This window comes from Mycobacterium sp. ELW1 (genome assembly GCF_008329905.1).
GTDB lineage: Bacteria > Actinomycetota > Actinomycetes > Mycobacteriales > Mycobacteriaceae > Mycobacterium.
In genome coordinates, this window is sequence record NZ_CP032155.1 from 1,838,204 (window position 1) to 1,863,486 (window position 25,283).

A 25,283-nucleotide genomic window follows, 5' to 3' on the forward strand; every position below is an offset into this window, starting at 1 on the left:
GCATGGGGGAGCACAGCGTCACTCTGTTGGCGGCCGAGGAAGGTGGCACCCAGAACTTCCTCGTCCCCAACGGCACCTTCTTCTTCGTACTCGCGATCTTCCTGATCGTGCTGGGCGTGATCGGCAAGTTCGTCGTGCCGCCGGTCCAGAAGGTGCTCGGTGAGCGCGAGAAGATGGTCGCCAAGACCACCGAGAACAACCGCAAGGCCACTGAACTGGATGCCGCCGCGGACTCCGACTTCCAGAAGGTGATGGCGGAGGCCCGCACCGAGGCGTCGGGGATCCGCGACGAGGCCCGGGCCGAGGGTCGCAAGATCCTCGAGGAGCACCGGGGCCGCGCCAGCGAGGAGGCTGCCGCAACCCTGCAGCAGGCGGCCGATCAGCTCAAGCAGCAGAGCGACAGCATCTCCGGTGACCTGAGGTCGTCGGTGGACACGCTTTCTGCCACGCTGGCCAGCCGCGTTCTGGGTGTTGAGGTCTCCAGCGAGTCGGCGACAACGGCGCCGGGACGGTAGGACATGTCAACCTTCATCGGACAGCTCATCGGCTTCGCGGTCATCGTGGCCATCATCTGGCGGTACGTCGTGCCGCCGCTGAAGAACATGATGGCCAACCAGAAAGAGGCCGTCCGCACTCAGCTCGACGACAGCGCCAAGGCCGGTCAGCGATTGGCTGATGCCGACAAGCATCACGCCAAGCGGGTCGACGAGGCCAAGACCGAGGCCAAGCGCATCGTCGAAGAGGCGCGGGTCGATGCCGAGGGCATCACCGCGCAGCTGCGTGCGCAGGCAGATGTCGAGGTGGAGCGGATCAAAGTCCAAGGTGCGCAACAGGTTCAGTTGCTGCGCGCTCAGCTGATCCGGCAACTGCGTCAAGACCTCGGCAGTGAGTCGGTGCGCCGCGCAGGCGAGCTGGTGCGTGCGCACGTCGCTGACTCGCAGTCGCAGTCCGCCACTGTCGACCGCTTCCTGGACGAACTGGATTCGATGGCGCCGGCGGCCTACGCGCCGGAGGCCGGTTCGGATCTGCGATCGGCCAGTCGCGAGGCGCAGGCCGCGGTAGTCGAGAAGTTCGACGCGCTGTCCTCGGATCTGTCGGCCGATGCGTTGTCCGCCCTGTCCGACGACCTTGCGTCGGTTGCCGGGTTGCTGATCGCGGAGCCCATCCTCACCCGCCATCTCGCGGAGTCGTCCGGTGAGGTCGACGCCAAGAAGCAGTTGATCCACCGGCTGCTGGACGGCAAGGTCGGCGACAACACACTGGAACTGCTCGAGACCGCGGTGTCGGTGCGCTGGTCGCTGACGTCGGATCTGGTCGACGTCGTCGAGCATGTCGCGCGGCTGGCACTGCTGACTCGTGCGGACCGCGAGAACCAGGCCGACGAGCTCGAGGAGCAGCTCTTCCGCTTCACCCGCATCCTGGACGAGCAGCCCCGGCTGACTTCCCTGCTGGGTGACTACGCCGCACCGGCCGACGGCCGAATCGAGTTGCTGCGCAAGGTCCTCGGTGAGGGCAGCGGCGCCAGCGCGACCGCGACCGCCCTGCTGGTTCAGACCATCAGCCTGCTGCGCGGCGACCGGGCCGACGAAGCGGTGCTGGAGCTGGCTCAGCTTGCGGTCGCTCGGCGCGGCGAGGTCGTCGCGCAGGTCAGTGCGGCTGCCGAGCTCAGTTCGGAACAGCGCACCCGCCTGACCGAGGTGCTGACCCGGATCTACAACCACCCTGTTTCGGTGCAGCTGAACATCGATCCCTCTCTGCTCGGCGGCCTTTCGGTCGCCGTCGGCGACGAGGTGATCGACGGGACGTTGTCCTCACGGCTGGATGCAGCCGTGACGCGGCTTCCCGATTAGCCGACCGACCGACCGGCCGAAAAGCCAACCGAACCCCAAGACCCAAAACAAAGGCAGGAAGACGAAAAGCCATGGCAGAGTTGACAATCTCGGCTGACGACATCCAGGGCGCCGTCCAGGAGTACGTCTCGAGCTTCGAGGCGGATACCGGGCGCGAGGAGATCGGCACCGTCATCGACGCCGGCGACGGCATCGCCCACGTCGAGGGTCTGCCCTCGGTGATGACCCAGGAACTGCTGGAGTTCCCCGGCGGTGTGCTCGGTGTCGCGCTGAACCTCGACGAGCACAGCGTCGGTGCGGTCATCCTCGGTGAGTTCGAGAAGATCGCCGAGGGCCAGCAGGTCAAGCGGACCGGCGAGGTTCTCTCGGTGCCTGTCGGCGACGCCTTCCTGGGCCGCGTCATCAACCCGCTCGGCCAGCCGATCGACGGTCAGGGCGACATCGAGGCCGAAGGTCGCCGCGAACTCGAGCTGCAGGCGCCCTCGGTGGTGCAGCGCCAGGGTGTCGGTGAGCCGCTGCAGACCGGTATCAAGGCCATCGACGCGATGACCCCGATCGGTCGCGGGCAGCGCCAGCTGATCATCGGTGACCGCAAGACCGGCAAGACCGCCGTGTGCGTCGACACCATCCTGAACCAGCGGGGAGCCTGGGAGACCGGCGATCCCAACCAGCAGGTGCGCTGCGTCTACGTCGCGATCGGCCAGAAGGGCACCACGATCGCCTCGGTGAAGCGGGCCCTCGAAGACGGTGGCGCGATGGAGTACACCACCATCGTCGCGGCCCCGGCTTCCGACGCCGCCGGCTTCAAATGGCTTGCGCCCTACACGGGTTCGGCCATCGGACAGCACTGGATGTACAACGGCAAGCACGTGCTGATCGTGTTCGACGATCTGTCCAAGCAGGCCGACGCCTACCGCGCCATCTCGCTGCTGCTGCGCCGCCCGCCGGGCCGCGAAGCCTTCCCGGGCGACGTCTTCTACCTGCACTCCCGCCTGCTGGAGCGCTGCGCCAAGCTGTCCGACGAGCTCGGTGGCGGCTCGATGACCGGTCTGCCGATCATCGAGACCAAGGCCAACGACATCTCGGCGTTCATCCCGACCAACGTCATCTCGATCACCGACGGCCAGTGCTTCCTGGAGTCCGACCTGTTCAACCAGGGCGTTCGCCCGGCCGTGAACGTCGGTGTCTCGGTGTCCCGCGTCGGTGGTGCCGCCCAGATCAAGGCAATGAAGGAAGTGGCCGGAAGTCTGCGCTTGGACCTGTCGCAGTACCGCGAGCTGGAGGCCTTCGCGGCCTTCGCCTCCGACCTCGACGCTGCGTCGAAGGCTCAGCTGGACCGCGGTGTGCGCCTCGTCGAGCTGCTCAAGCAGGCCCAGTACAGCCCGATGGCGGTCGAGGATCAGGTCGTCGCGATCTTCCTGGGCACTCAGGGGCATCTGGATTCTGTTCCTGCCGAGGATGTCTCGCGCTTCGAGTCCGAATTCCTGGAGCACGTGAAGGCCAGCCACTCGGAGATCCTCACCGGCATCAAGGAGTCCAAGAAGCTCTCCGAGGAGGCCGAGGAGAAGCTGGTCTCGGCCATCAACGAGTTCAAGAAGGGTTTCGCCGCCAGCGACGGCAGCTCGGTGGTCGCCGACGAGCACGAGGCTGACGCTTTGGATCCCGAGGACCTGGAGAAGGAATCGGTCAAGGTCCGTAAGCCGGCGCCAAAAAAGAACTAGTAGAAGAGCTATAGGGAAATGGCAGCCACACTTCGCGAACTACGCGGACGTATCAAATCCGCCTCGTCGATCAAGAAGATCACGAAGGCTCAGGAGCTGATCGCCACGTCGCGGATCGCCAAGGCGCAGGCCCGGGTCGATGCGGCCCGGCCCTACGCCAACGAGATCACCAACATGCTCACCGAGCTGGCGGGCGCGAGCGCGCTCGATCATCCGCTGCTCGTCGCGCGGGAGAACCCGCGGCGGGCCGGTGTGCTGGTGGTTTCGTCGGATCGCGGTCTGTGCGGCGGCTACAACGCGAACGTCTTGCGCCGGGCCGAGGAACTCTTCTCGCTGCTGCGGGAAGAGGGCAAGGATCCGGTGCTCTACGTCGTGGGCCGGAAAGCGCTGGGCTACTACAGCTTCCGTCAGCGTGAGGTCAAAGAGTCGTGGACCGGCTTCTCCGAGCGGCCCGATTACGAGCACGCCAAGGACATCGCCGCCACCCTGGTGACGGCGTTCATGTCCGGCGTCGACGACGAGGGTGACGAGGCCGGCGCCGACGGCGTCCTCGGTGTCGACGAACTGCACATCGTGTCGACGGAGTTCAGGTCGATGCTGTCGCAGACGGCGACGGCGCTGCGGATCGCCCCGATGGTCGTCGAGTACGTCGGCGAACCGGAATCCGGCCCGCAGACGCTGTTCTCGTTCGAGCCCAATGCCGAGGAGCTGTTCGACTCTCTGCTGCCGCGCTACATCGCGACGCGCGTGTACGCGGCGCTGCTCGAGGCGGCGGCGTCGGAGTCGGCGTCTCGTCGGCGCGCCATGAAGTCGGCGACCGACAACGCCGACGATCTGATCAAGGCACTCACGCTGGCGGCCAACCGCGAACGTCAGGCGCAGATCACTCAGGAAATCAGCGAAATCGTCGGTGGCGCCAACGCGCTGGCCGACGCGAAATAGGCCACATAGGAAGCGAAGAGAGAATGACTGCTGCCGTAGAGACCAAGACCGCCGGACGCGTCGTCCGCATCACCGGCCCCGTGGTGGACGTCGAGTTCCCGCGTGGCTCAGTGCCCGAACTGTTCAACGCGCTGCACGCCGAGATCACCTTCGGCGCGCTGGCCAAGACTCTGACCCTCGAGGTTGCCCAGCACCTGGGTGACAACCTGGTGCGCTGCATCTCCATGCAGCCGACGGACGGCCTGGTGCGTGGCGTCGAGGTGTCCGACACCGGTGCCTCGATCTCCGTGCCGGTCGGCGACGGCGTCAAGGGCCACGTGTTCAACGCCCTCGGTGACTGCCTCGACGATCCGGGCTACGGCAAGGACTTCGAGCACTGGTCCATCCACCGCAAGCCGCCGGCCTTCGCCGACCTGGAGCCGCGCACCGAGATGCTGGAGACCGGCCTGAAGGTCGTCGACCTCCTGACCCCGTATGTGCGTGGCGGCAAGATCGCCCTGTTCGGTGGTGCCGGCGTCGGCAAGACCGTGCTGATCCAGGAGATGATCAACCGCATCGCCCGCAACTTCGGTGGCACCTCGGTGTTCGCCGGGGTGGGGGAGCGCACCCGTGAGGGCAACGACCTCTGGGTCGAGCTTGCGGACGCCAACGTGCTCAAGGACACCGCGTTGGTGTTCGGCCAGATGGACGAGCCGCCGGGCACGCGTATGCGGGTCGCCCTGTCCGCGCTGACCATGGCGGAATACTTCCGCGATGAGCAGGGCCAGGACGTGCTTCTGTTCATCGACAACATCTTCCGGTTCACCCAGGCCGGCTCCGAGGTGTCCACGCTGCTCGGCCGTATGCCGTCCGCCGTGGGTTACCAGCCGACCCTGGCCGACGAGATGGGTGAGCTCCAGGAGCGCATCACCTCGACGCGTGGCCGTTCGATCACCTCGATGCAGGCCGTGTACGTGCCCGCCGACGACTACACCGACCCGGCGCCGGCCACCACGTTCGCTCACTTGGACGCCACCACCGAGCTCTCCCGTGCGGTGTTCTCCAAGGGCATCTTCCCGGCGGTGGATCCGCTGGCATCGAGCTCGACGATTCTGCACCCGAGCGTGGTCGGCGACGAGCACTACCGCGTCGCCCAGGAAGTCATCCGGATCCTGCAGCGCTACAAGGATCTTCAGGACATCATCGCGATCCTCGGTATCGACGAGCTCTCCGAAGAGGACAAGGTCCTGGTGTACCGCGCCCGCAAGATCGAGCGCTTCCTGAGCCAGAACATGATGGCGGCCGAGCAGTTCACCGGCCAGCCGGGTTCGACGGTTCCGCTCAAGGAGACCGTCGAGGCGTTCGACAAGCTGGCCAAGGGCGAGTTCGACCACCTGCCCGAGCAGGCGTTCTTCCTGATCGGTGGCCTGGACGACCTGGCGAAGAAGGCCGAGAGCCTCGGCGCCAAGCTGTGACCTTACAGACGCGAAAGGTGATGTGAGATGGCCGAATTGGACGTCGACATCGTCGCCGTCGAGCGCAAGATCTGGTCGGGTAAGGCGACGTTCGTCTTCACCCGCACCACGTCGGGCGAGATCGGCATCCTGCCTCGGCACATCCCGCTCGTGGCGCAACTCGTCGATGACGCGATGGTGCGTGTCGAGCGGGAGGGCGAGGACGATCTGCGGATCGCCGTCGACGGCGGTTATCTGTCGGTCACCGAGGAGGGCGTGACGATCCTCGCCGAGTCCGCGGCGTTCGAGTCCGAGATCGACGCGGACGCCGCCAAATCCGACGCGGCGTCCGACGATCCGCAGACCGCTGCCCGCGGTCGGGCGCGCCTGCGCGCCCTAGGCCAGATCGACTAGTCGAGAGCCAGCGACTGATGAGCGCGCCGATGATCTTCATGGTCGCGCTGGTCAGTGTGCTGGGGCTTGTCGTGGCGGCCCTGACCTACCGGTTGTGGAAGCTCCGGCAGGGTGGCACGGCGGCGATTCTGCGTGACACCCCGGCAGTTGGCGGGCATGGCTGGCGGCACGGCGTCATCCGCTATCGCGGTGATGAGGCCAGGTTCTACCGGTTGTCGAGTCTGCGATGGTGGCCGGATCGCCGGCTGAGCAGGCGTGGGCTGGAAGTCATCGCCCGGCGCGGTCCGCGCGGCGACGAGTTCGACATCATGTCCGACGCGATCGTCGTGCTGGAACTGCACGACACCACTGGCGAACGCGGCCGCGGGTACGAGATGGCGCTGGACCGCGGGGCGCTGACGGCGTTTTTGTCCTGGGTGGAATCGAGTCCGTCGCCGCGGGCGCGGCGACGCACGGCCTGAACTACTCCTTCGCAGGCTTTTCGGCTGTGCCACCGCCGGGCTGCCACAGCACGTCACCGCCGGGATTGGCCACCCGGCACAGGATGAACAGCAGGTCGGACAGCCGGTTGAGGTAGCGCGCCGGCAGTGGGCTGACGGTGTCCGGATAGGCCTTGATCGCGACCCACGCCGAGCGCTCGGCGCGCCGGGTCACCGTTCGCGCGACATGCAGCAGGGCCGACAGTGCGGTCCCGCCGGGCAGGATGAACGAGTTCAGGGCCGGCAGGCTGTCGTTGTAGTGGTCGCACCACGCCTCGAGTCGCTCCACGTACGGGGCGGTGATCCGCAGTGGCGGATATTCCGGGTTTTCGACCACCGGAGTGGACAGGTCGGCGCCCGCGTCGAACAAGTCGTTCTGGATCTGTACCAGCACTTTGCGCAGGTCATCGTCGGGTTGTCCGAGCGCAACGGCCACTCCGAGGGCGGCATTGGCCTCGTCACAGTCGGCGTACGCGACCAGCCGCGGGTCATTCTTGTCCACCCGTGAGAAATCACTCAGTCCCGAGGTGCCGTCGTCGCCGGTCCGGGTATAAATGCGGGTCAGGTGTACTGCCATGGGTAAAACCGTACCGGCCAGGTGGCACGGTGCAGGGCCTTGCCTCCACTAAACTAACGGCCGTGGGCGAGCGTTTCGTGGTGACCGGTGGTAACCGGTTGTCGGGCGAAGTCGCCGTTGGGGGTGCCAAAAACAGTGTTCTGAAGCTGATGGCGGCCAGCCTGCTGGCCGAGGGCACCACAACGATCACCAACTGCCCCGACATTCTTGACGTACCACTGATGGCGGAGGTCCTTCGCGGCCTCGGCGCCAATGTGGAACTCGACGGCTCGATTGTGCGGATCACCTCACCCGACGAGCCCAAATACGAAGCCGACTTCGCCGCGGTGCGCCAGTTCCGGGCCTCGGTCTGCGTGCTGGGTCCGTTGGTCGGACGGTGTAAACGCGCCCGGGTCGCACTGCCCGGTGGCGACGCGATCGGCTCGCGCCCGCTGGATATGCATCAGGCGGGGCTGCGACAGCTCGGCGCCGACTGCACGATCGAGCACGGCTGCGTGGTCGCCACCGCCGAGCGCCTGCACGGCGCCGAGATCCAGCTGGAGTTCCCGTCGGTGGGGGCGACCGAGAACATCCTGATGGCCGCGGTCCTGGCCGAGGGTGTCACCACGATCCACAACGCGGCCCGCGAGCCCGACGTCGTCGACCTCTGCGAAATGCTCTGCCAAATGGGCGCCCAGATCGAAGGCGCCGGAACGTCGACACTGACGATCACGGGCGTCCCGCGGCTGCACCCCACCGAGCACCGGGTGATCGGCGACCGCATCGTGGCCGCGACGTGGGGGATCGCAGCGGCCATGACCCGCGGTGACATCGCGGTCACCGGGGTGGACCCAGCTCACCTTCAGCTGGTGCTGCACAAGCTGCACGACGCCGGCGCCACCGTCACCCAGCACGACAACGGGTTCCGGGTGGTGCAGTACGACCGTCCGAAGGCCGGCAATGTGGCGACACTGCCGTTCCCGGGCTTTCCCACCGATCTGCAGCCGATGGCGATCGCGTTGGCGTCGATCGCCGACGGGACGTCGATGATCACCGAGAACGTGTTCGAGGCGAGGTTCCGGTTCGTCGAGGAGATGATCCGCCTGGGTGCGGACGCCCGGACCGACGGTCACCACGCGGTGGTGCGGGGGATCCCGCAGCTTTCGAGTGCGCCGGTGTGGTGTTCGGACATCCGGGCCGGCGCCGGGCTGGTGCTGGCCGGGCTGGTCGCAGACGGTGAAACCGAAGTTCACGACGTGTTTCACATCGACCGGGGCTACCCGCTCTTCGTGGAAAACCTTGTGCGACTTGGAGCTGAGATAGAACGCGTGTAATGTAGGCAGTCGGCCAGCCGCGCCGGACCCAGCGATGGGGAGGCAGCGGCAAGTTGACAAGCCAACAACATCGAGTAAGATGGCAGGGTTGCCTGCTGGCGGTCGTCGGCCGGGTGTGTTGTTTGAGAACTCAATAGTGTGTTTGGTGGTTTTTGTTTGTTGTTGTTTTTTGCCGCATTCTGATACCCCCGTGTTGGGGTGCGGTTTTTTGATGCCAAGTGTTTGGTGTCTTGTTTTGTTAGGTCAGGCTTGTTCTGATTCGAATTCTGCCTTGCCTTTGGGTGAGGGGTTTTTGTTTGGAGAGTTTGATTCTGGCTCAGGACGAACGCTGGCGGCGTGCTTAACACATGCAAGTCGAACGGAAAGGCCCTTCGGGGTACTCGAGTGGCGAACGGGTGAGTAACACGTGGGTGATCTGCCCTGCACTTTGGGATAAGCCTGGGAAACTGGGTCTAATACCGAATAGGACCGCATGCTTCATGGTGTGTGGTGGAAAGCTTTTGCGGTGTGGGATGGGCCCGCGGCCTATCAGCTTGTTGGTGGGGTAATGGCCTACCAAGGCGACGACGGGTAGCCGGCCTGAGAGGGTGTCCGGCCACACTGGGACTGAGATACGGCCCAGACTCCTACGGGAGGCAGCAGTGGGGAATATTGCACAATGGGCGCAAGCCTGATGCAGCGACGCCGCGTGAGGGATGACGGCCTTCGGGTTGTAAACCTCTTTCAGCAGGGACGAAGCGCAAGTGACGGTACCTGTAGAAGAAGCACCGGCCAACTACGTGCCAGCAGCCGCGGTAATACGTAGGGTGCGAGCGTTGTCCGGAATTACTGGGCGTAAAGAGCTCGTAGGTGGTTTGTCGCGTTGTTCGTGAAAACTCACAGCTCAACTGTGGGCGTGCGGGCGATACGGGCAGACTTGAGTACTGCAGGGGAGACTGGAATTCCTGGTGTAGCGGTGGAATGCGCAGATATCAGGAGGAACACCGGTGGCGAAGGCGGGTCTCTGGGCAGTAACTGACGCTGAGGAGCGAAAGCGTGGGGAGCGAACAGGATTAGATACCCTGGTAGTCCACGCCGTAAACGGTGGGTACTAGGTGTGGGTTTCCTTCCTTGGGATCCGTGCCGTAGCTAACGCATTAAGTACCCCGCCTGGGGAGTACGGCCGCAAGGCTAAAACTCAAAGAAATTGACGGGGGCCCGCACAAGCGGCGGAGCATGTGGATTAATTCGATGCAACGCGAAGAACCTTACCTGGGTTTGACATGCACAGGACGCCGGCAGAGATGTCGGTTCCCTTGTGGCCTGTGTGCAGGTGGTGCATGGCTGTCGTCAGCTCGTGTCGTGAGATGTTGGGTTAAGTCCCGCAACGAGCGCAACCCTTGTCTCATGTTGCCAGCACGTAATGGTGGGGACTCGTGAGAGACTGCCGGGGTCAACTCGGAGGAAGGTGGGGATGACGTCAAGTCATCATGCCCCTTATGTCCAGGGCTTCACACATGCTACAATGGCCGGTACAAAGGGCTGCGATGCCGTGAGGTGGAGCGAATCCTTTCAAAGCCGGTCTCAGTTCGGATCGGGGTCTGCAACTCGACCCCGTGAAGTCGGAGTCGCTAGTAATCGCAGATCAGCAACGCTGCGGTGAATACGTTCCCGGGCCTTGTACACACCGCCCGTCACGTCATGAAAGTCGGTAACACCCGAAGCCGGTGGCCTAACCCCTTGTGGGAGGGAGCCGTCGAAGGTGGGATCGGCGATTGGGACGAAGTCGTAACAAGGTAGCCGTACCGGAAGGTGCGGCTGGATCACCTCCTTTCTAAGGAGCACCACGAGAATCAGGTCCGCCCACATCGTGTGGGGGTTCGGTGTCCTGGTCGATTCGTTGGATGGCCTCTCGCCTGTAGTGGGTGGGGGTCTGGTGCACGACAAGCAAACATCCAGGACGGGGACCTTCCTTTGTGGGGGGTTGTCTGGTGCTGCCAAACACACTGTTGGGCTTTGAGACAACAGGCCCGTGCCCGGGTGTCCGGGTGGCTCCGCGTTGGCGGGGTCGGCGTGTTGTTGCTCCATCTTTGGTGGTGGGGTGTGGTGTTTGATTTGTGGATAGTGGTTGCGAGCATCTAGCGCGCACATGGTGCCTGTCTGGGGTTTCGGCTCTGGTTGGGTGGTGTGTGGGTGCGATTGATGTGCAATTTTTTTTTCGAATTGGTTTTTTGTGTTGTAAGTGTGTAAGAGCGCATGGTGGATGCCTTGGCACTGGGAGCCGATGAAGGACGTGGGAGGCTGCGTTATGCCTCGGGGAGCTGCCAACCGAGCGTTGATCCGAGGATGTCCGAATGGGGAAACCCGGCACGAGTGATGTCGTGTCACCCGCATCTGAATACATAGGGTGCGGGGGGGAACGCGGGGAAGTGAAACATCTCAGTACCCGTAGGAAGAGAAAACAATTGTGATTCCGTTAGTAGTGGCGAGCGAACGCGGAGGATGGCTAAACCGTATGCATGTGATACCCGGCAGGGGTTGTGTGTGCGGTGTTGTGGGACGTTTCGTCTTCGGTCTGCCGGCCGGGGCGGGAGTGATAAACCGTGGTGTTAGGTGAAGTGGCCTGGGATGGCCTGCCGTAGTGGGTGAGAGCCCCGTAACTGAAAACATCACGGCTCCTGTGGAACTGTTCCCGAGTAGCAGCGGGCCCGTGGAATCTGCTGTGAATCTGCCGGGACCACCCGGTAAGCCTGAATACTTCTCAGTGACCGATAGCGGATTAGTACCGTGAGGGAATGGTGAAAAGTACCCCGGGAGGGGAGTGAAATAGTACCTGAAACCGTGCGCTTACAATCCGTCAGAGCCCTCCTTCGTGGTGGGGTGATGGCGTGCCTTTTGAAGAATGAGCCTGCGAGTCAGGGACATGTCGCGAGGTTAACCCGTGTGGGGTAGCCGTAGCGAAAGCGAGTCTGAATAGGGCGTATCCACACAACAGTGTGTGGTGTAGTGGTGTGTTCTGGACCCGAAGCGGAGTGATCTACCCATGGCCAGGGTGAAGCGCGGGTAAGACCGCGTGGAGGCCCGAACCCACTTAGGTTGAAGACTGAGGGGATGAGTTGTGGGTAGGGGTGAAAGGCCAATCAAACTCCGTGATAGCTGGTTCTCCCCGAAATGCATTTAGGTGCAGCGTTGCGTGTTTCTTGCCGGAGGTAGAGCTACTGGATGGCCGATGGGCCCCACAGGGTTACTGACGTCAGCCAAACTCCGAATGCCGGTAAGTGAAAGCGTGGCAGTGAGACGGCGGGGGATAAGCTCCGTACGTCGAGAGGGAAACAGCCCAGATCGCCGGCTAAGGCCCCTAAGCGTGTGCTAAGTGGAAAAGGATGTGCAGTCGCAGAGACAACCAGGAGGTTGGCTTAGAAGCAGCCACCCTTGAAAGAGTGCGTAATAGCTCACTGGTCAAGTGATTGTGCGCCGATAATGTAGCGGGGCTCAAGCACACCGCCGAAGCCGCGGCATCGAACTTGTTCGATGGGTAGGGGAGCGTCCTGCACACCGGTGAAGCAGCCTGGTAATGGAGCTGTGGAGGGTGTGGGAGTGAGAATGCAGGCATGAGTAGCGATAAGGCAAGTGAGAACCTTGCCCGCCGAAAGACCAAGGGTTCCTGGGCCAGGCCAGTCCGCCCAGGGTGAGTCGGGACCTAAGGCGAGGCCGACAGGCGTAGTCGATGGACAACGGGTTGATATTCCCGTACCCGTGTGTGAGCGTCCCTGATGAATCCATTCTGCTAATCGCCCAAATGGTGTCCCACCAATTCCTTCGGGAAGCGGGGGTCACCGGCTGCGCGAGACCCGGGTGGGTAGTAGTCAAGCGACGGGGTGACGCAGGTAGGTAGCCGTACCAGTCAGTGGTAATACTGGGGCAAGCCCGTAGGGAGTCAGATAGGCAAATCCGTCTGGCATATATCCTGAGAGGTGATGCATAGCCGAGTGAGGCGAATTCGGTGATCCTTTGCTGCCAAGAAAAGCCTCTAGCGAGCGCACACACGGCCCGTACCCCAAACCAACACAGGTGGTCAGGTAGAGAATACCAAGGCGTACGAGTGAACTATGGTTAAGGAACTCGGCAAAATACCCCCGTAACTTCGGGAGAAGGGGGACCTCCTACTGTCATGGCACTAGCTGCCGGCAGCGGTGGGGGGTGGCACAAACCAGTGAGAAGCGACTGTTTACTAAAAACACAGGTCCGTGCGAAGTCGCAAGACGATGTATACGGACTGACGCCTGCCCGGTGCTGGAAGGTTAAGAGGACCCGTTAACCCTTGGGTGAAGCGGAGAATTTAAGCCCCAGTAAACGGCGGTGGTAACTATAACCATCCTAAGGTAGCGAAATTCCTTGTCGGGTAAGTTCCGACCTGCACGAATGGCGTAACGACTTCTCAACTGTCTCAACCATAGACTCGGCGAAATTGCACTACGAGTAAAGATGCTCGTTACGCGCGGCAGGACGAAAAGACCCCGGGACCTTCACTATAGCTTGGTATTGGCGTTCGATACGGTTTGTGTAGGATAGGTGGGAGACTGTGAAACTCACACGCCAGTGTGGGCGGAGTCATTGTTGAAATACCACTCTGATCGTATTGGACTTCTAACTTCGGACCGTATATCCGGTCCAGGGACAGTGCCTGGTGGGTAGTTTAACTGGGGCGGTTGCCTCCTAAAATGTAACGGAGGCGCCCAAAGGTTCCCTCAACCTGGACGGCAATCAGGTGTTGAGTGCAAGTGCACAAGGGAGCTTGACTGCGAGACGGACATGTCAAGCAGGGACGAAAGTCGGGACTAGTGATCCGGCACCCCCGAGTGGAAGGGGTGTCGCTCAACGGATAAAAGGTACCCCGGGGATAACAGGCTGATCTTCCCCAAGAGTCCATATCGACGGGATGGTTTGGCACCTCGATGTCGGCTCGTCGCATCCTGGGGCTGGAGCAGGTCCCAAGGGTTGGGCTGTTCGCCCATTAAAGCGGCACGCGAGCTGGGTTTAGAACGTCGTGAGACAGTTCGGTCTCTATCCGCCGCGCGCGTCAGAAACTTGAGGAAACCTGTCCCTAGTACGAGAGGACCGGGACGGACGAACCTCTGGTCCACCAGTTGTCCCACCAGGGGCACCGCTGGATAGCCACGTTCGGACAGGATAACCGCTGAAAGCATCTAAGCGGGAAACCTTCTCCAAGACCAGGTTTCTCACCCTTTTAGAGGGATAAGGCCCCCCGCAGACCACGGGATCGATAGACCAGACCTATACGCACCGCAAGGTGTTCAGGGAACTGGCACTAACCGGCCGAAAACTTACAACAACCAAAACAACAAACCAGTTGATTCGGACACTGTAAGACGCACATCAACGCCCGCAACCACACCACAGCAGTCACAACACTGCACCCCACCACCAAAACTAAACCTCCCCCACACAGGGGGACACTCAAAAAAGAGTGAATAAAGTTACGGCGGCCATAGCGGCAGGGAAACGCCCGGTCCCATCCCGAACCCGGAAGCTAAGCCTACCAGCGCCGATGATACTACCCAACAGGGTGGAAAAGTAGGACACCGCCGAACACAATTTAAGTCCTGTGCCCCCTAATTTCGATTAGGGGGCACAGGCATTTTTGTATGTGTATATCAATCGAATAGTGAGAGATCGGCCGGCATTCGGCTTTTCTCCAGCGCCAGGAGTGCGCGCTTTCGATCAATTCCTCCGCCATATCCTGTCAATCCGCCGGTAGAACCGATAACGCGATGACACGGCACAATGATGCCGATCGGATTTCGGCCATTCGCCATTCCCACCGCGCGCGATGCGCCCGGTGATCCGATCTGCATCGCGATTTCTCCGTAGGATCGTGTCTCGCCGTACGGAATGGTGCGCAAGGCGGACCAGACTTTACGTTGGAATTCGGTTCCGCCGAGATCCAGATCGAGGTCGAATTCGGTGAGTTCACCGGCGAAATAGGCCGCCAGCTGCTCGACCGCGTCGGCGAATATTTCATCATCGGACTGCGCCCAGTCGGACCGATCCGGCTCGTGCGTCTGGTCCACCATCCGCAGATGCCGCAGCGTCGATCCCGTGCCGGCCAGGGTGAGCGGCCCGACCGGGCTGTCGATGATTCGGTACCGCATTGTCGTCGTCACGGTGTCTCCTTCGGTGGCCAGTAATTCACGGAGTGGTCCAGGGTCGTCCACAGATGCTGCACGGCATATGACCGCCACGGTCGCCAGCGTGCACTGTGGGCGGTCAGCGCCCGCGCATCGGAGGGCAGGCCGAGTTGTTCGGCCGCGAGCCGCACACCGAGGTCGCTGGCCGGAAAGGCGTCGGGATCACCGAGCCCCCGCATCGCGACGATCTCCGCGGTCCACGGTCCGATTCCTGGCAGGGCCAGTAGCTGTTGACGGGCCTGCTGCCAGTCACAGCCGGGATTGAGTGTCAGCTTGCCATCACCCAGGGCCGCGATCAGCGTGGTCACCGAGCGCCGGCGGGTGGCAGGCACGGCAAGGTGCGCCGGGTCGATATCGGCCAGCTGAGCCGTGCTGGGGAAGGTGTGCGTCAGTCCGCCGTGCGGATCGGCCACCGGTGTGCCGTAGGCGGCGACGAGCCGGCCCGCATGGGTGCGTGCCGCTTTGGTCGACACCTGCTGACCGAGTACGGCCCGCACCGTCAGTTCTTCTTCGTCGACCGTGCGCGGTATCCGCTGTCCGGGCGCCTTGTGAACCACCGCGCTCAGGTCGGCGTCGGCACCCAGCACATCGAGAACGGCTTCCGGGTCGGCGTCGAGGTCCAACAACCGGCGGCAGCGAGCGATCGCGGTGGCGAGGTCGCGGACCTGCTCGAGCACCAGCGTGCAGCGGACGTGATCGGGCTGTGGCGTCAGACTCACTACCCCGTAGCCCGAGGGAAGGCGCAGCGTGCGGCGGTAGGCGCCGTCGCGCACCTCTTCACAGCCCGGCACCGCGCTGGCCGCCAGGTGCCCGAACACGCCGTCATAGGCGAACGGGGTGCGGATCGGCAGCCGCAGCGACAACGCCTGCCCGTCGGGCGCGGTTGCCGCCCAGTCTCGGCGGGAGGCCTTGGCCCGCAACGCCGTCGGTGTGGTGTCGCAGGCGGCCCGCAGGGTGTCGTTGAACTGGCGGATGCTCGCGAAGCCCGCTGCGAACGCGATATCGCTGAACGCCATCTCGGTGGTCTCGATGAGCACCCGCGCTGTCTGCACCCGCTGCGCCCGGGCCAGGGCCAGCGGCCCGGCACCGACCTCGGCCTGCAGCATCCGTTCCAGCTGGCGGGAGGTGTAGCCGACCCGTCTGGCCAGTCCGGTCACGCCCTCGCGGTCCACCGCGCCGTCGCCGATCAAGCGCATCGCCCGGGCCACCGCGTCACCGCGGACGTTCCACTCCGGCGAACCCGGCGAGGCATCCGGTCGGCAGCGTTTGCAGGCCCGAAAGCCCGCTCGTTGCGCGGCCGCCGAGCTGGGGTAGAAGCGCACGTTGCGGGCCAGCGGCAGACGCACCGGGCAGCTGGGCCGGCAGTAGATGCCGGTCGTCTTGACCGCCGTGACGAACCAACCGTCGAACCGCGAGTCCTTGGACTGGACGGCGCGGTAGCAGCGGTCGAAATCATCATGCACGTCTTGAACTTTTACACGTCGGCACCGACAGCACTAGCGGAAAACCGACATCGTGGTCGAGCGATCGTCGTCGTAATCAACCCTGGCCCGCAGCCCGTCGGCAGCAGCCACTTCGCGCCCGAACAGATAACCGCGGACACAGTGGTTGGTCAGAAACGCAGGCGAGACTTCGGCCACCAATCGCGCTGCGGCTGAACAGATATCAGACTCCGGGAAATCCCAGACGGTTACCCCACAGATCAGGACATCGCCACGCCGGCCACGATGAGCCAGATTGCGACGTAATGGCATGTTGCGGCGGCGGCGGTGAAGGCATGGAAGAACTCGTGATAGCCGAAGGACGCGGGCCACGGGTTGGGCCAGCGCAGCCCGTAAAGCACAGCACCGATGTTGTACAGCACGCCACCGGCGACGAGCAGGCCGACGACGGTCAATCCGGCGCCGTCGAGAATTGTTCGGGCGAAAGCGATTGCGGCATAGCCGAGCATCAAATACAGCGGCACACCGATCCACCGCGGCGCTGAGGGCCACAGCATCTTGAGTGCAATGCCCGCCGCCGCACCGACACACACGATGGTCAGCACCCGGGTGGCGGTCGGCGGTGGCATCGCCAGGACGGCGATGGGGAAGTAGGTGCCGACGATGAAGACGAAGATCATCGAGTGGTCGGCGCGCTTCATCCACGTCAACGTCTTCGGTGAACGCCACCGTACGAGGTGATACGTCGCGCTCACGCCGAACATGGCGACGACGGTGGTGGTGTACACCGCTGTCACCCAACCCGCGTTCGGGGACGCCGCCGCGAAGGCCGCTCGCATCAGCGCCGCACTCGCGATGATGGCGACAACGGCCGAGGACAGGTGAATCCAGCCGCGGACCCTGGGCGTGCCGAGAACGTCGGCGATGGTCTCGATTCCGGCCGGGGCCGAAGGCAGAGGTGGGGGCGTGGCTTTCTCGAAGGTCACGCGGGCACGGCCAGGCGGGTGGGCTCTTCGTGGCCGCGCAGCGTCACCGCGTCGGTCAGGACCCAGTGGGCGCGCTCGGAATCGCCGGCACGCTCGACGGTCGTTGCCGTCGCCAGCAGGCGGCTTTCGGTGGACTTGGCAAGCTCGGACAGGCGCGCGGCCTCATTGACCGGCCCGCCGATCACCGTGTATTCGAATCGCTCATTGGCGCCGACGTTACCGGCTACGACCTGACCGGCCGCCACCCCCAGGCCGGCCGGGCACTCGGGTACCTCCCGCTCGAGGCGCTGCATGATCGTGCGAGCAGCGGCCAGCGCGTCGTCTTCCGGGCTGTCGAGCGTGACGGGCGCTCCGAACACCGCCAGCGTGGCGTCGCCTTCGAACTTGTTGAGCAGACCGTTGTGCCGGTTGACCTCTTCGACGATCACGGAGAAGAACCGGTTGAGCAGGTCGACCACCTCGATCGGGGGCAGCGTGCCGACCAATTGCGTGGAGCCGACGATGTCGACGAAAAGCACTGCCACGTGCCGCTCTTCACCGCCGAGCTGTGGCTTCTGCATCTCGGCGGCCGCGGCGACCTCGCGGCCGACGTGTCGGCCGAACAGGTCGCGCACCCGTTCGCGCTCCCGCAGGCCGGCGACCATCGAGTTGAATCCCCGTTGTAGCTCACCGAGTTCGGTGCCGTCGAACACAACCACGCTCGCCTTGAAGTCGCCGTCCTCGACGCGTTTGAGCGCGGAACGCACCATCCGTACCGGGGTCGCGGTGATCCACGCCAGCACCCACATCAGAAGGAACCCGAACACCAGCGTGGCGAACGAGACGACCAGGATCGCGACCTCCAACTGCGTCTTGGTCAGGTTGTCCAAGACCAGCGAGAAGAACGCCGTCAGCCCGATGCCGATGACGGGCACGCCCGAGCCCAGCATCCACACTGTCATCGTGCGGCCCATGATTCCCGGCGCCAGCCGGTGCGGCGGCGGCCCGGCCGCCAGCGCCAGTGCCGCGACGGGGCGCAGCGCGAACTCGGTGGCCAGGTAGGCGCCGGTCGCCACCATCACCCCGATGAAACCGGTCACCAGCAAGATCCGGGGAATGAAGTTGGTGTCGTACAAGCCGTACAGAATGGTGAATATGACGGTGCCGACCGTCCAGAGCGACAGCTGGGCCAGCGCGACGCGCCATGGGGTGGAGAATGCGTTGCGCTGGTCGACGCGGGTCGGCGTCCGTCCCTCGGCCGCCCAGCGAAGGTCCTTGACCGTGCGGGTGGTGATCCACCAGCTGCCGAATGCCAGCGCGGCGGCCGCATACGCGGGTGCCACCCCGAAGGTGAGCCAGGCCGGCACGTCGGTGAACACGCTGGGCACCGGATAGGCCACGCTGACCAGCAGGGCCGCGATCAGGACGCCGATGACGTTCACCGTCAGCAGCGACACCGTGACCAACGTCTGGATCCGGACCCGGCGGCGGGCCGGGCTCTCGCTGACCCGACCCAGGATCAGCGAGCCATAGGCCGGTGTGCCAACCAATCGGCCGCTCTGCCTGGTCAGCCGTTCCAGAACCCGGCCCAACCGCTGCGCGAGGCTCGGAGGGGAAGTCATGGTGGTGTCAGCCTAATTCGCCGGGGCCGGTAGACCCTAAGCTTGTGCGGTGCGCCTCGTGATCGCCCAATGCACCGTCGACTACGTCGGCCGCCTCACCGCTCACCTGCCGTCAGCGCGCCGGCTGCTGCTGATCAAGGCCGACGGGTCGGTCAGCATCCACGCCGACGACCGTGCCTACAAGCCGCTGAACTGGATGAGCCCGCCGTGCTGGCTGACCGAAGACGCCAAGGACGACTCTTTGCCGGTCTGGGTGGTGGAGAACAAGGCCGGTGAGCAGTTGCGGATCACTATCGAGAGCGTTGAGCACGACTCCAGTCACGAGCTCGGGATCGATCCCGGCCTGGTGAAGGACGGCGTCGAAGCGCATCTGCAGAAGCTGCTGGCCGAGCACATCGAGCTTCTGGGTGACGGCTACACCCTGGTCCGCCGCGAGTTCATGACGGCGATCGGCCCGGTGGACATCCTCTGTCGCGACGATGAGGGCCGCACGGTCGCCGTCGAGATCAAGCGTCGCGGTGAGATCGACGGCGTGGAGCAGTTGACGCGCTATCTCGAGTTGCTCAACCGGGACAGTCTGCTGGCGCCGGTGACCGGGGTGTTCGCCGCCCAGCAGATCAAGCCGCAGGCCCGAACGCTGGCCACCGATCGCGGGATTCGTTGTCTGACTTTGGATTACGACGTCATGCGGGGGATGGACAGCGACGAGTTGCGGCTCTTCTGATGCCGCGGCGCAGGCCACCTCGCCCCAGCGGCACCGGGTTTCCGCCGCTACCGATGCAGCGGCGCGTGGAGTCGGGCGCCGACGGATTCGACTACGAAGTGCGATCCATACCGGGTGCGCGGGCGGTCAAGACCTACCGATGCCCCGGGTGCGATCACGAAATCCGCTCGGGCGTCGCGCATGTGGCGGTGTGGCGAGTAGAGGATGGCGAAGCCGCGATCGAGGACCGACGGCACTGGCACACTGCCTGCTGGGCGAACCGCGCCAACCGCGGGCCGACTCGCAAGTGGTCGTAGAAACCGGGCGCGACCTAGTGCGACGCGGCGGGCTCGACGAGTTCCACCAGAACGCCGCCGGCGTCCTTGGGGTGGATGAAGTTGATCCGCGAGTTCGCGGTTCCACGGCGCGGTGCGTCGTAGATCAACCGAACACCCTGGTTGCGGAGCTGTTCGGAGATGGCGTCCAGGTCGCTGACCCGGTAGGCCATCTGCTGGATGCCGGGGCCGCGCTTGTCGATGAACTTGGCGATCGTCGAGGTCTCGTCCAGGGGCGCCATCAACTGGATCTGGGCGCAGTCCGGGGCGGCGTTCTTCAGCGACAGCATGGCCTCGCGAATGCCCTGGTCGGTGTTGATTTCCTCGTGGACCAGGATCATCCCGAGGTGCTCGTGGTACCACTGGATGGCCGCATCGAGATCCGGCACCGCGATGCCGACATGGTCTACGGCCGTGACGAGCGCACTGGCCAGAACTGGACGGGCGTCAACTTGCTCAGCGGTCATAACGCAAAGGTAACCTAACCACATCGGATTCAACACTGGGGGATCCGTGGATAGCCGCCTCGGGGCGGCTCGAAACGCTCTTGGAGGTAGGTATGACGACGTCGGTGATCGTTGCTGGAGCACGCACCCCCATCGGAAAACTGATGGGTTCACTCAAAGACTTTTCCGGCAGCGATCTGGGCGGGATCGCGATCAAGGGCGCCCTGGAGAAGGCCGGAGTCCCGGCGTCGCTAGTCGACTACGTGATCATGGGCCAGGTGCTGACCGCCGGCGCCGGCCAGATGCCGGCCCGCCAGGCCGCCATCGCCGGCGGTATCGGGTGGGACGTGCCCGCCCTGAGCATCAACAAGATGTGCCTGTCCGGGATCGATTCGATCGCCCTGGCCGATCAGCTGATCCGGGCCGGTGAGTTCGACGTCGTGGTGGCCGGCGGCCAGGAGTCGATGACCAAGGCCCCGCACCTGCTGATCAACAGTCGCGAGGGCTACAAGTACGGCGACGTAACCGTGCTCGACTCCATGGCGTATGACGGCCTGCACGACGTGTTCACCGACCAGCCGATGGGCGCGCTCACCGAGCAGCGCAACGACACCGACAAGTTCACCCGGCAGGAGCAGGACGAGTTCGCCGCCAGCTCGCATCAGAAGGCGGCCGCGGCCTGGAAGGACGGCGTTTTCGCCGACGAGGTCGTGCCGGTCAAGATCCCGCAGCGCAAGGGCGACCCGATCGAGTTCGGCGAGGACGAGGGAATCCGGGCCAACACCACGGCCGAATCGCTGTCCGGCCTGCGGCCGGCGTTCCGCAAGGACGGCACGATCACGGCAGGATCGGCCTCTCAGATCTCCGACGGGGGTTGCGCGGTCGTGGTGATGAGCAAGGCCAAGGCGCAGCAGCTCGGGCTGAGCTGGCTGTGCGAGATCGGTGCCCACGGTGTGGTCGCGGGTCCGGATTCCACGTTGCAGTCGCAGCCGGCCAATGCGATCAAGAAGGCCGTCGCGCGCGAGGGCATTGGGCTCGACGACCTCGATGTTATTGAGATCAACGAGGCGTTCTCCGCTGTCGCGCTGGCCTCCACGAAGGAACTGGGTGTGGACGCCGAGCGGGTCAACCGCAACGGCGGTGCGATCGCGGTCGGCCATCCCATCGGCATGTCGGGTGCGCGGATCACGCTGCACGCGGCGCTGGAGCTCTCCCGGCGTGGATCGGGTTACGCCGTGGCCGCGCTCTGCGGGGCGGGTGGCCAGGGCGATGCGCTGATCCTGCGGGCGGGGTAACCAGCTCCGGTCAACGACGCGGCGTAGTAGCTGGCGCGCCGCTGCGGCACAATGGCTTCATGACGAGCACTTTTGACATCCGAAGCACGGCCGGGCGGTTCCGGTTGGTGGCGCTGGCCGAAGCCGTGAGCTGGGTCGGACTGCTGGTCGGGATGTACTTCAAGTACCTGGGCAGCCCGCGTACCGAGATCGGCGTGAAGGTTTTCGGCATGGCCCACGGGGTGGTGTTCATCGCGTTTGTGATCACTGCTCTCATGGTGGGCATCGCCTATAAGTGGGGTGTAGTCACGTGGTTGCTGGCGTTGCTGGGCAGCATCGTGCCGCTCGGCAGTGTGATTTTCCTCATATGGGCTGATCGAACGGCGAAATTGGGTCCGGCGGCGGCTCCTGCGGCTTCTGGTCAGCCACTCGATTCGGCACCGTCGACGACGTGACAGACTTGGAAACGTGACGCGTCCACGCCCCCAGATCGGCCCGGCCCTGGCCGCCGGCGCCGTCGACCTGTCCGGCCTCAAGCAGCGGGCTCAGCAGCCCGCGGACGGTGCGACCGCCCCCAGTGGCGGTGTCGAGGTCACCGAGGCCAATTTCGAATCCAAAGTGCTGGTCCGCTCCGGTCAGCTGCCGGTCGTCGTGGTGTTGTGGTCGCCGCGCAGCGACGCCTCGGTGCAGTTGGGTGAGGTGCTCGCCGCGTTGGCTGCCGACGACAACGGGAAGTGGTCGTTGGCAACGGTCAACGTCGATGTGGTCCCGCGGGTTGCTCAGATGTTCGGCATCGAGGCGGTGCCGACTGTGGTGGCCTTGGCCGCCGGGCAACCGTTGGCCAGCTTCCAGGGCATGCAGCCCCCCGAGCAGTTGCGGCGATGGGTCGACTCACTGCTGCAGGCGACAGCCGGAAAGCTCTCCGGCTCAGGCGATTCCGAGGAAGAGGCAGCCGCCGACCCGGCGCTGGAGCAGGCCCGGGAATTGCTCGAGTCCGGCGATTTCGCGGCCGCGGCCGCGGCGTATCAGGCGATACTCGACGTCGATCCGCAGCACGCCGAAGCCAAGGGTGCGCTGCGGCAGATGACCTTCCTGCAGCGCGCCACCGAGCAGCGCCCCGACGCCGTGGCGGTGGCCGACGCCGCGCCCGACGACATCGACGCGGCCTTCGCCGCCGCGGACGTGCAGATCCTCAATCAGGACGTCGTCCCGGCCTTCGACCGACTGATCGCGCTGGTGCGCAAGACATCCGACGACGAGCGCACCAGGGTGCGCACCCGGCTGATCGAACTGTTCGAGCTGTTCGATCCCGCCGACCCCGATGTCATCACCGGCCGGCGCAATCTGGCCAACGCGCTGTACTAGTCCGCGGCCGTCGCGGGTTCCAGCCAGATCGCCGAGTTCGGCGGCAGCACCAGCGTCGCCGACGCCGGCCGACCGTGCCAGGGCTCGTCGGTTGCCTCGACGGCGCCGAAGTTGCCCGCCCCGGCACCGTTGTAGACCGTCGCGTCGCTGTTGAGCACCTCGCGCCAGGTTCCGGTGTGCGGCAGGCCAAGCCGGTAGCGGCTGTGCTCCGCTCCGGAGAAGTTGAACACGCACGCCAGCACCGAGCCGTCGCTGCCGTATCGCAGAAAGCTCAGCACATTGTTTGCCGAGTCGTTGGCGTCGATCCAGGAGTAGCCCTCCGGCTTGGTGTCCTGGCTCCACAACGAGGGGCGGTTGCGGTAGAGCTCGTTGAGGTCGGCGACGAAACGCTGAATCCCGGTGGAGTAGCTGTTCTCGTCGAGCTGGTACCAGTCGACGCCGCGTTCCTCCGACCATTCCGCGCGCTGACCGAACTCCTGGCCCATGAACAGCAGCTGCTTGCCGGGGTGGGCCCACTGGTAGGCCAGCAGGCTGCGCAGCCCGGCCGCCTTGACGTGGTCGTTGCCGGGCATCCGGCCCCACAGGGTGCCCTTGCCGTGCACCACCTCGTCGTGGCTGATCGGCAGGACGAAGTTCTCACTGAACGCGTAGAGCAACGAGAACGTCAGCTCGCCGTGGTGATAGGTGCGATAGATCGGGTCGCGGCTGATGTAGTCGAGGGTGTCGTGCATCCACCCCATGTTCCACTTCATCGAAAAGCCAAGCCCGCCAAGGTTGGTGGCCCGGGTGACCCCCGGCCATGAGGTGGACTCCTCGGCGATCGTGACGATGCCCGGGTGGCTCTTGTGGACGGTGGCGTTCATCTCTTGCAAAAACTGCACCGCCTCGAGATTCTCGCGGCCGCCGTAGATGTTGGGTGTCCAGCCGCCGTCGGGGCGCGAGTAGTCCAGGTAGAGCATCGACGCGACGGCATCCACCCGCAGACCGTCGATGTGGAACTCCTGCAACCAGTACAGCGCGTTGGCGACCAGGAAGTTGCGCACCTCGGCGCGGCCGAAATCGAAGACGTAGGTGCCCCAGTCGAGCTGCTCGCCGCGGCGCGGGTCGGAGTGCTCATAGAGCGGGGTGCCGTCGAAGCGGCCCAGCGCCCATGCGTCCTTGGGGAAGTGCGCCGGCACCCAGTCGACGATCACTCCGATGCCGGCCTGGTGCAAGGTGTCCACCAGGAAGCGGAATTCGTCGGGGGTGCCGAAACGGGATGTCGGCGCGTAGTAGGACGTCACCTGGTAGCCCCACGATCCGCCGAACGGGTGCTCGGCGACCGGGAGAAACTCGATGTGGGTGAATCCTTGGGCCACAACGTATTCGGTGAGCTGTTCGGCGAGCTCGCGATAGCTCAGGCCGGGCCGCCAGGAGCCGAGATGGACTTCGATGGTGCTCATCGGTTCGAACACCGGGTTCTGCTCGGCCCGCTGTGTCAGCCAGTCGGAGTCGTTCCAGGTGTAGTCCGAGGTGAACACCCGGGACGCGGTGTGCGGCGGGACCTCGGTTGCGAACGCGAACGGGTCGGCGCGGTCGGTGACCGATCCGTCGACCCCGTGGACGCGGAACTTGTAGAGCCCGTCAGCCGGGAAGCCGGGCCAGAACAGCTCCCATACGCCGGATGAACCCAGCACCCGCATCGGGGCGTCGTTGCCGTCCCAATGATTGAATTCGCCGATCAGGTTGATGCCCTTGGCATTCGGGGCCCAGACTGCGAACGACACGCCCTCCACCACGCCGTCGGCGGTCTCGAAGGACCGCGGGTGCGCGCCCAGGATCTCCCACAGTTGCTCGTGGCGTCCCTCGCCGAAGAGATAGAGGTCCATCTCACCCAGCGTGGGCAGGAAGCGGTAGCCGTCGGCGACGGTGATGGTGTGCCCGCCCGGATAGGAGACCTCGAGCCGGTAGTCGACCAGGTTGGTGAACGGCAGTGGCACCGCGAACACCCCGGACTCGATGTGCTCCATCGGGTATCGCTCGCCGCCGACGAGAGCGACCACCGACTCCGCGTGCGGTTTGAGCACCCGGATCACCGTGTGATCGTCATACTCGTGGGCGCCCAGGATGCTGTGTGGGCTGTGGTGGGTTCCGGACACCAGCCGGGCCACCTCGCCGGGATCCGGCGCCAGGTGCGGGCTGGAGAGCTTCTTGGTTTTGGTCATAGCGAAGGCT

Annotated in this window: 20 protein-coding genes and 3 rRNA genes; 16 read left to right on the top strand and 7 right to left on the bottom strand. The window is 64.5% G+C overall.

The window, feature by feature from the left end:
• The first annotated feature begins 2 nt into the window (after positions 1-2).
• The 7 genes from D3H54_RS08460 to D3H54_RS08490 all read left to right on the top strand — a co-directional run bounded on the left by D3H54_RS08460 (position 3) and on the right by D3H54_RS08490 (position 6,821).
• The gene (locus tag D3H54_RS08460) at positions 3-515 is read left to right on the top strand and encodes a F0F1 ATP synthase subunit B (RefSeq protein ID WP_083122770.1); all 513 of its coding nucleotides are present in this window, start codon (positions 3-5) and stop codon (positions 513-515) included.
• 3 nt (positions 516-518) lie between these two features.
• On the top strand, positions 519-1,850 hold the full coding sequence (locus D3H54_RS08465) for a F0F1 ATP synthase subunit B/delta (protein ID WP_149378665.1): 1,332 nt from the start codon (positions 519-521) through the stop codon (positions 1,848-1,850).
• Positions 1,851-1,921: 71 nt separating this feature from the next.
• Positions 1,922-3,571: a F0F1 ATP synthase subunit alpha gene (gene atpA / locus D3H54_RS08470; protein ID WP_149378666.1), complete on the top strand. Its 1,650-nt coding sequence runs from the start codon at positions 1,922-1,924 to the stop codon at positions 3,569-3,571.
• 18 nt (positions 3,572-3,589) lie between these two features.
• Positions 3,590-4,513: a F0F1 ATP synthase subunit gamma gene (locus D3H54_RS08475; protein ID WP_149378667.1), complete on the top strand. Its 924-nt coding sequence runs from the start codon at positions 3,590-3,592 to the stop codon at positions 4,511-4,513.
• A 23-nt stretch (positions 4,514-4,536) separates the two neighbouring features.
• On the top strand, positions 4,537-5,967 hold the full coding sequence (gene atpD / locus D3H54_RS08480; protein ID WP_115321449.1) for a F0F1 ATP synthase subunit beta: 1,431 nt from the start codon (positions 4,537-4,539) through the stop codon (positions 5,965-5,967).
• A gap of 27 nt (positions 5,968-5,994) precedes the next feature.
• Positions 5,995-6,360 (top strand): F0F1 ATP synthase subunit epsilon, encoded by a 366-nt coding sequence (locus tag D3H54_RS08485; protein WP_149378668.1) that lies wholly within the window; start codon positions 5,995-5,997, stop codon positions 6,358-6,360.
• A gap of 17 nt (positions 6,361-6,377) precedes the next feature.
• Positions 6,378-6,821, top strand: coding sequence for a DUF2550 domain-containing protein (locus tag D3H54_RS08490; RefSeq protein ID WP_149378669.1), 444 nt, complete (start codon positions 6,378-6,380; stop codon positions 6,819-6,821).
• A 1-nt stretch (position 6,822) separates the two neighbouring features.
• On the opposite strand, the gene D3H54_RS08495 is transcribed toward D3H54_RS08490, so the two are convergent.
• The gene (locus D3H54_RS08495; RefSeq protein ID WP_149378670.1) at positions 6,823-7,416 is read right to left on the bottom strand and encodes a cob(I)yrinic acid a,c-diamide adenosyltransferase; all 594 of its coding nucleotides are present in this window, start codon (positions 7,414-7,416) and stop codon (positions 6,823-6,825) included.
• A gap of 62 nt (positions 7,417-7,478) precedes the next feature.
• On the opposite strand from D3H54_RS08495, the gene murA reads away from it, so the two are divergent.
• The 4 genes from murA to rrf all read left to right on the top strand — a co-directional run bounded on the left by murA (position 7,479) and on the right by rrf (position 14,320).
• The gene (gene murA / locus D3H54_RS08500) at positions 7,479-8,729 is read left to right on the top strand and encodes a UDP-N-acetylglucosamine 1-carboxyvinyltransferase (RefSeq protein ID WP_149378671.1); all 1,251 of its coding nucleotides are present in this window, start codon (positions 7,479-7,481) and stop codon (positions 8,727-8,729) included.
• Positions 8,730-9,022: 293 nt separating this feature from the next.
• Positions 9,023-10,542, top strand: a 16S ribosomal RNA gene (locus D3H54_RS08505).
• Positions 10,543-10,944: 402 nt separating this feature from the next.
• Positions 10,945-14,061: ribosomal RNA gene (locus D3H54_RS08510) — 23S ribosomal RNA — on the top strand.
• Between the two features lie 146 nt (positions 14,062-14,207).
• A 5S ribosomal RNA gene (gene rrf, locus D3H54_RS08515) occupies positions 14,208-14,320 on the top strand.
• Together the 16S, 23S and 5S rRNA genes form the textbook arrangement of a ribosomal RNA operon.
• Positions 14,321-14,383: 63 nt before the next feature.
• Here rrf and D3H54_RS08520 read toward each other — a convergent pair.
• The 4 genes from D3H54_RS08520 to D3H54_RS08540 form a co-directional block, all read right to left on the bottom strand.
• Positions 14,384-14,881, bottom strand: coding sequence for a methylated-DNA--[protein]-cysteine S-methyltransferase (locus D3H54_RS08520; RefSeq protein ID WP_149383420.1), 498 nt, complete (start codon positions 14,879-14,881; stop codon positions 14,384-14,386).
• 8 nt (positions 14,882-14,889) lie between these two features.
• A complete protein-coding gene (locus D3H54_RS08525) occupies positions 14,890-16,380 on the bottom strand; it encodes a DNA-3-methyladenine glycosylase 2 family protein (protein WP_149378672.1) in 1,491 nt (496 codons plus the stop codon).
• 239 nt (positions 16,381-16,619) lie between these two features.
• Positions 16,620-17,345 carry a PAQR family membrane homeostasis protein TrhA gene (gene trhA, locus D3H54_RS08535; RefSeq protein ID WP_168214816.1) on the bottom strand — a complete coding sequence of 242 codons (726 nt, stop codon included), beginning with the start codon at positions 17,343-17,345 and terminating at the stop codon, positions 16,620-16,622.
• Positions 17,342-18,946 (bottom strand): adenylate/guanylate cyclase domain-containing protein, encoded by a 1,605-nt coding sequence (locus D3H54_RS08540; RefSeq protein ID WP_149378673.1) that lies wholly within the window; start codon positions 18,944-18,946, stop codon positions 17,342-17,344. The genes trhA and D3H54_RS08540 overlap by 4 nt, the downstream gene beginning before the upstream one ends.
• Positions 18,947-18,995: 49 nt before the next feature.
• Between D3H54_RS08540 and nucS the strand changes: the two genes are divergently transcribed.
• Positions 18,996-19,670: an endonuclease NucS gene (gene nucS / locus D3H54_RS08545; protein ID WP_149378674.1), complete on the top strand. Its 675-nt coding sequence runs from the start codon at positions 18,996-18,998 to the stop codon at positions 19,668-19,670.
• Entirely contained in the window at positions 19,670-19,966 is a 297-nt protein-coding gene (locus tag D3H54_RS31725; protein ID WP_149378675.1) for an Rv1322 family protein, read from the top strand. The genes nucS and D3H54_RS31725 overlap by 1 nt, the downstream gene beginning before the upstream one ends.
• A 14-nt stretch (positions 19,967-19,980) precedes the next feature.
• Here D3H54_RS31725 and mce read toward each other — a convergent pair whose 3' ends face one another.
• Positions 19,981-20,475 (bottom strand): methylmalonyl-CoA epimerase, encoded by a 495-nt coding sequence (gene mce / locus D3H54_RS08555; protein WP_286199177.1) that lies wholly within the window; start codon positions 20,473-20,475, stop codon positions 19,981-19,983.
• A 68-nt stretch (positions 20,476-20,543) separates the two neighbouring features.
• On the opposite strand from mce, the gene D3H54_RS08560 reads away from it, so the two are divergent.
• From D3H54_RS08560 to D3H54_RS08570, 3 genes are read left to right on the top strand one after another with little or no spacing between them, the layout of a single operon-like run.
• Positions 20,544-21,725, top strand: coding sequence for an acetyl-CoA C-acetyltransferase (locus tag D3H54_RS08560; RefSeq protein WP_149378676.1), 1,182 nt, complete (start codon positions 20,544-20,546; stop codon positions 21,723-21,725).
• 59 nt (positions 21,726-21,784) lie between these two features.
• A complete protein-coding gene (locus D3H54_RS08565; protein WP_149378677.1) occupies positions 21,785-22,159 on the top strand; it encodes a DUF3817 domain-containing protein in 375 nt (124 codons plus the stop codon).
• A gap of 13 nt (positions 22,160-22,172) precedes the next feature.
• On the top strand, positions 22,173-23,069 hold the full coding sequence (locus D3H54_RS08570) for a tetratricopeptide repeat protein (RefSeq protein WP_149378678.1): 897 nt from the start codon (positions 22,173-22,175) through the stop codon (positions 23,067-23,069).
• Here D3H54_RS08570 and glgB read toward each other — a convergent pair.
• Positions 23,066-25,273 (bottom strand): 1,4-alpha-glucan branching protein GlgB, encoded by a 2,208-nt coding sequence (gene glgB, locus D3H54_RS08575; protein WP_149378679.1) that lies wholly within the window; start codon positions 25,271-25,273, stop codon positions 23,066-23,068. The genes D3H54_RS08570 and glgB overlap by 4 nt on opposite strands.
• Positions 25,274-25,283 lie beyond the last annotated feature (10 nt).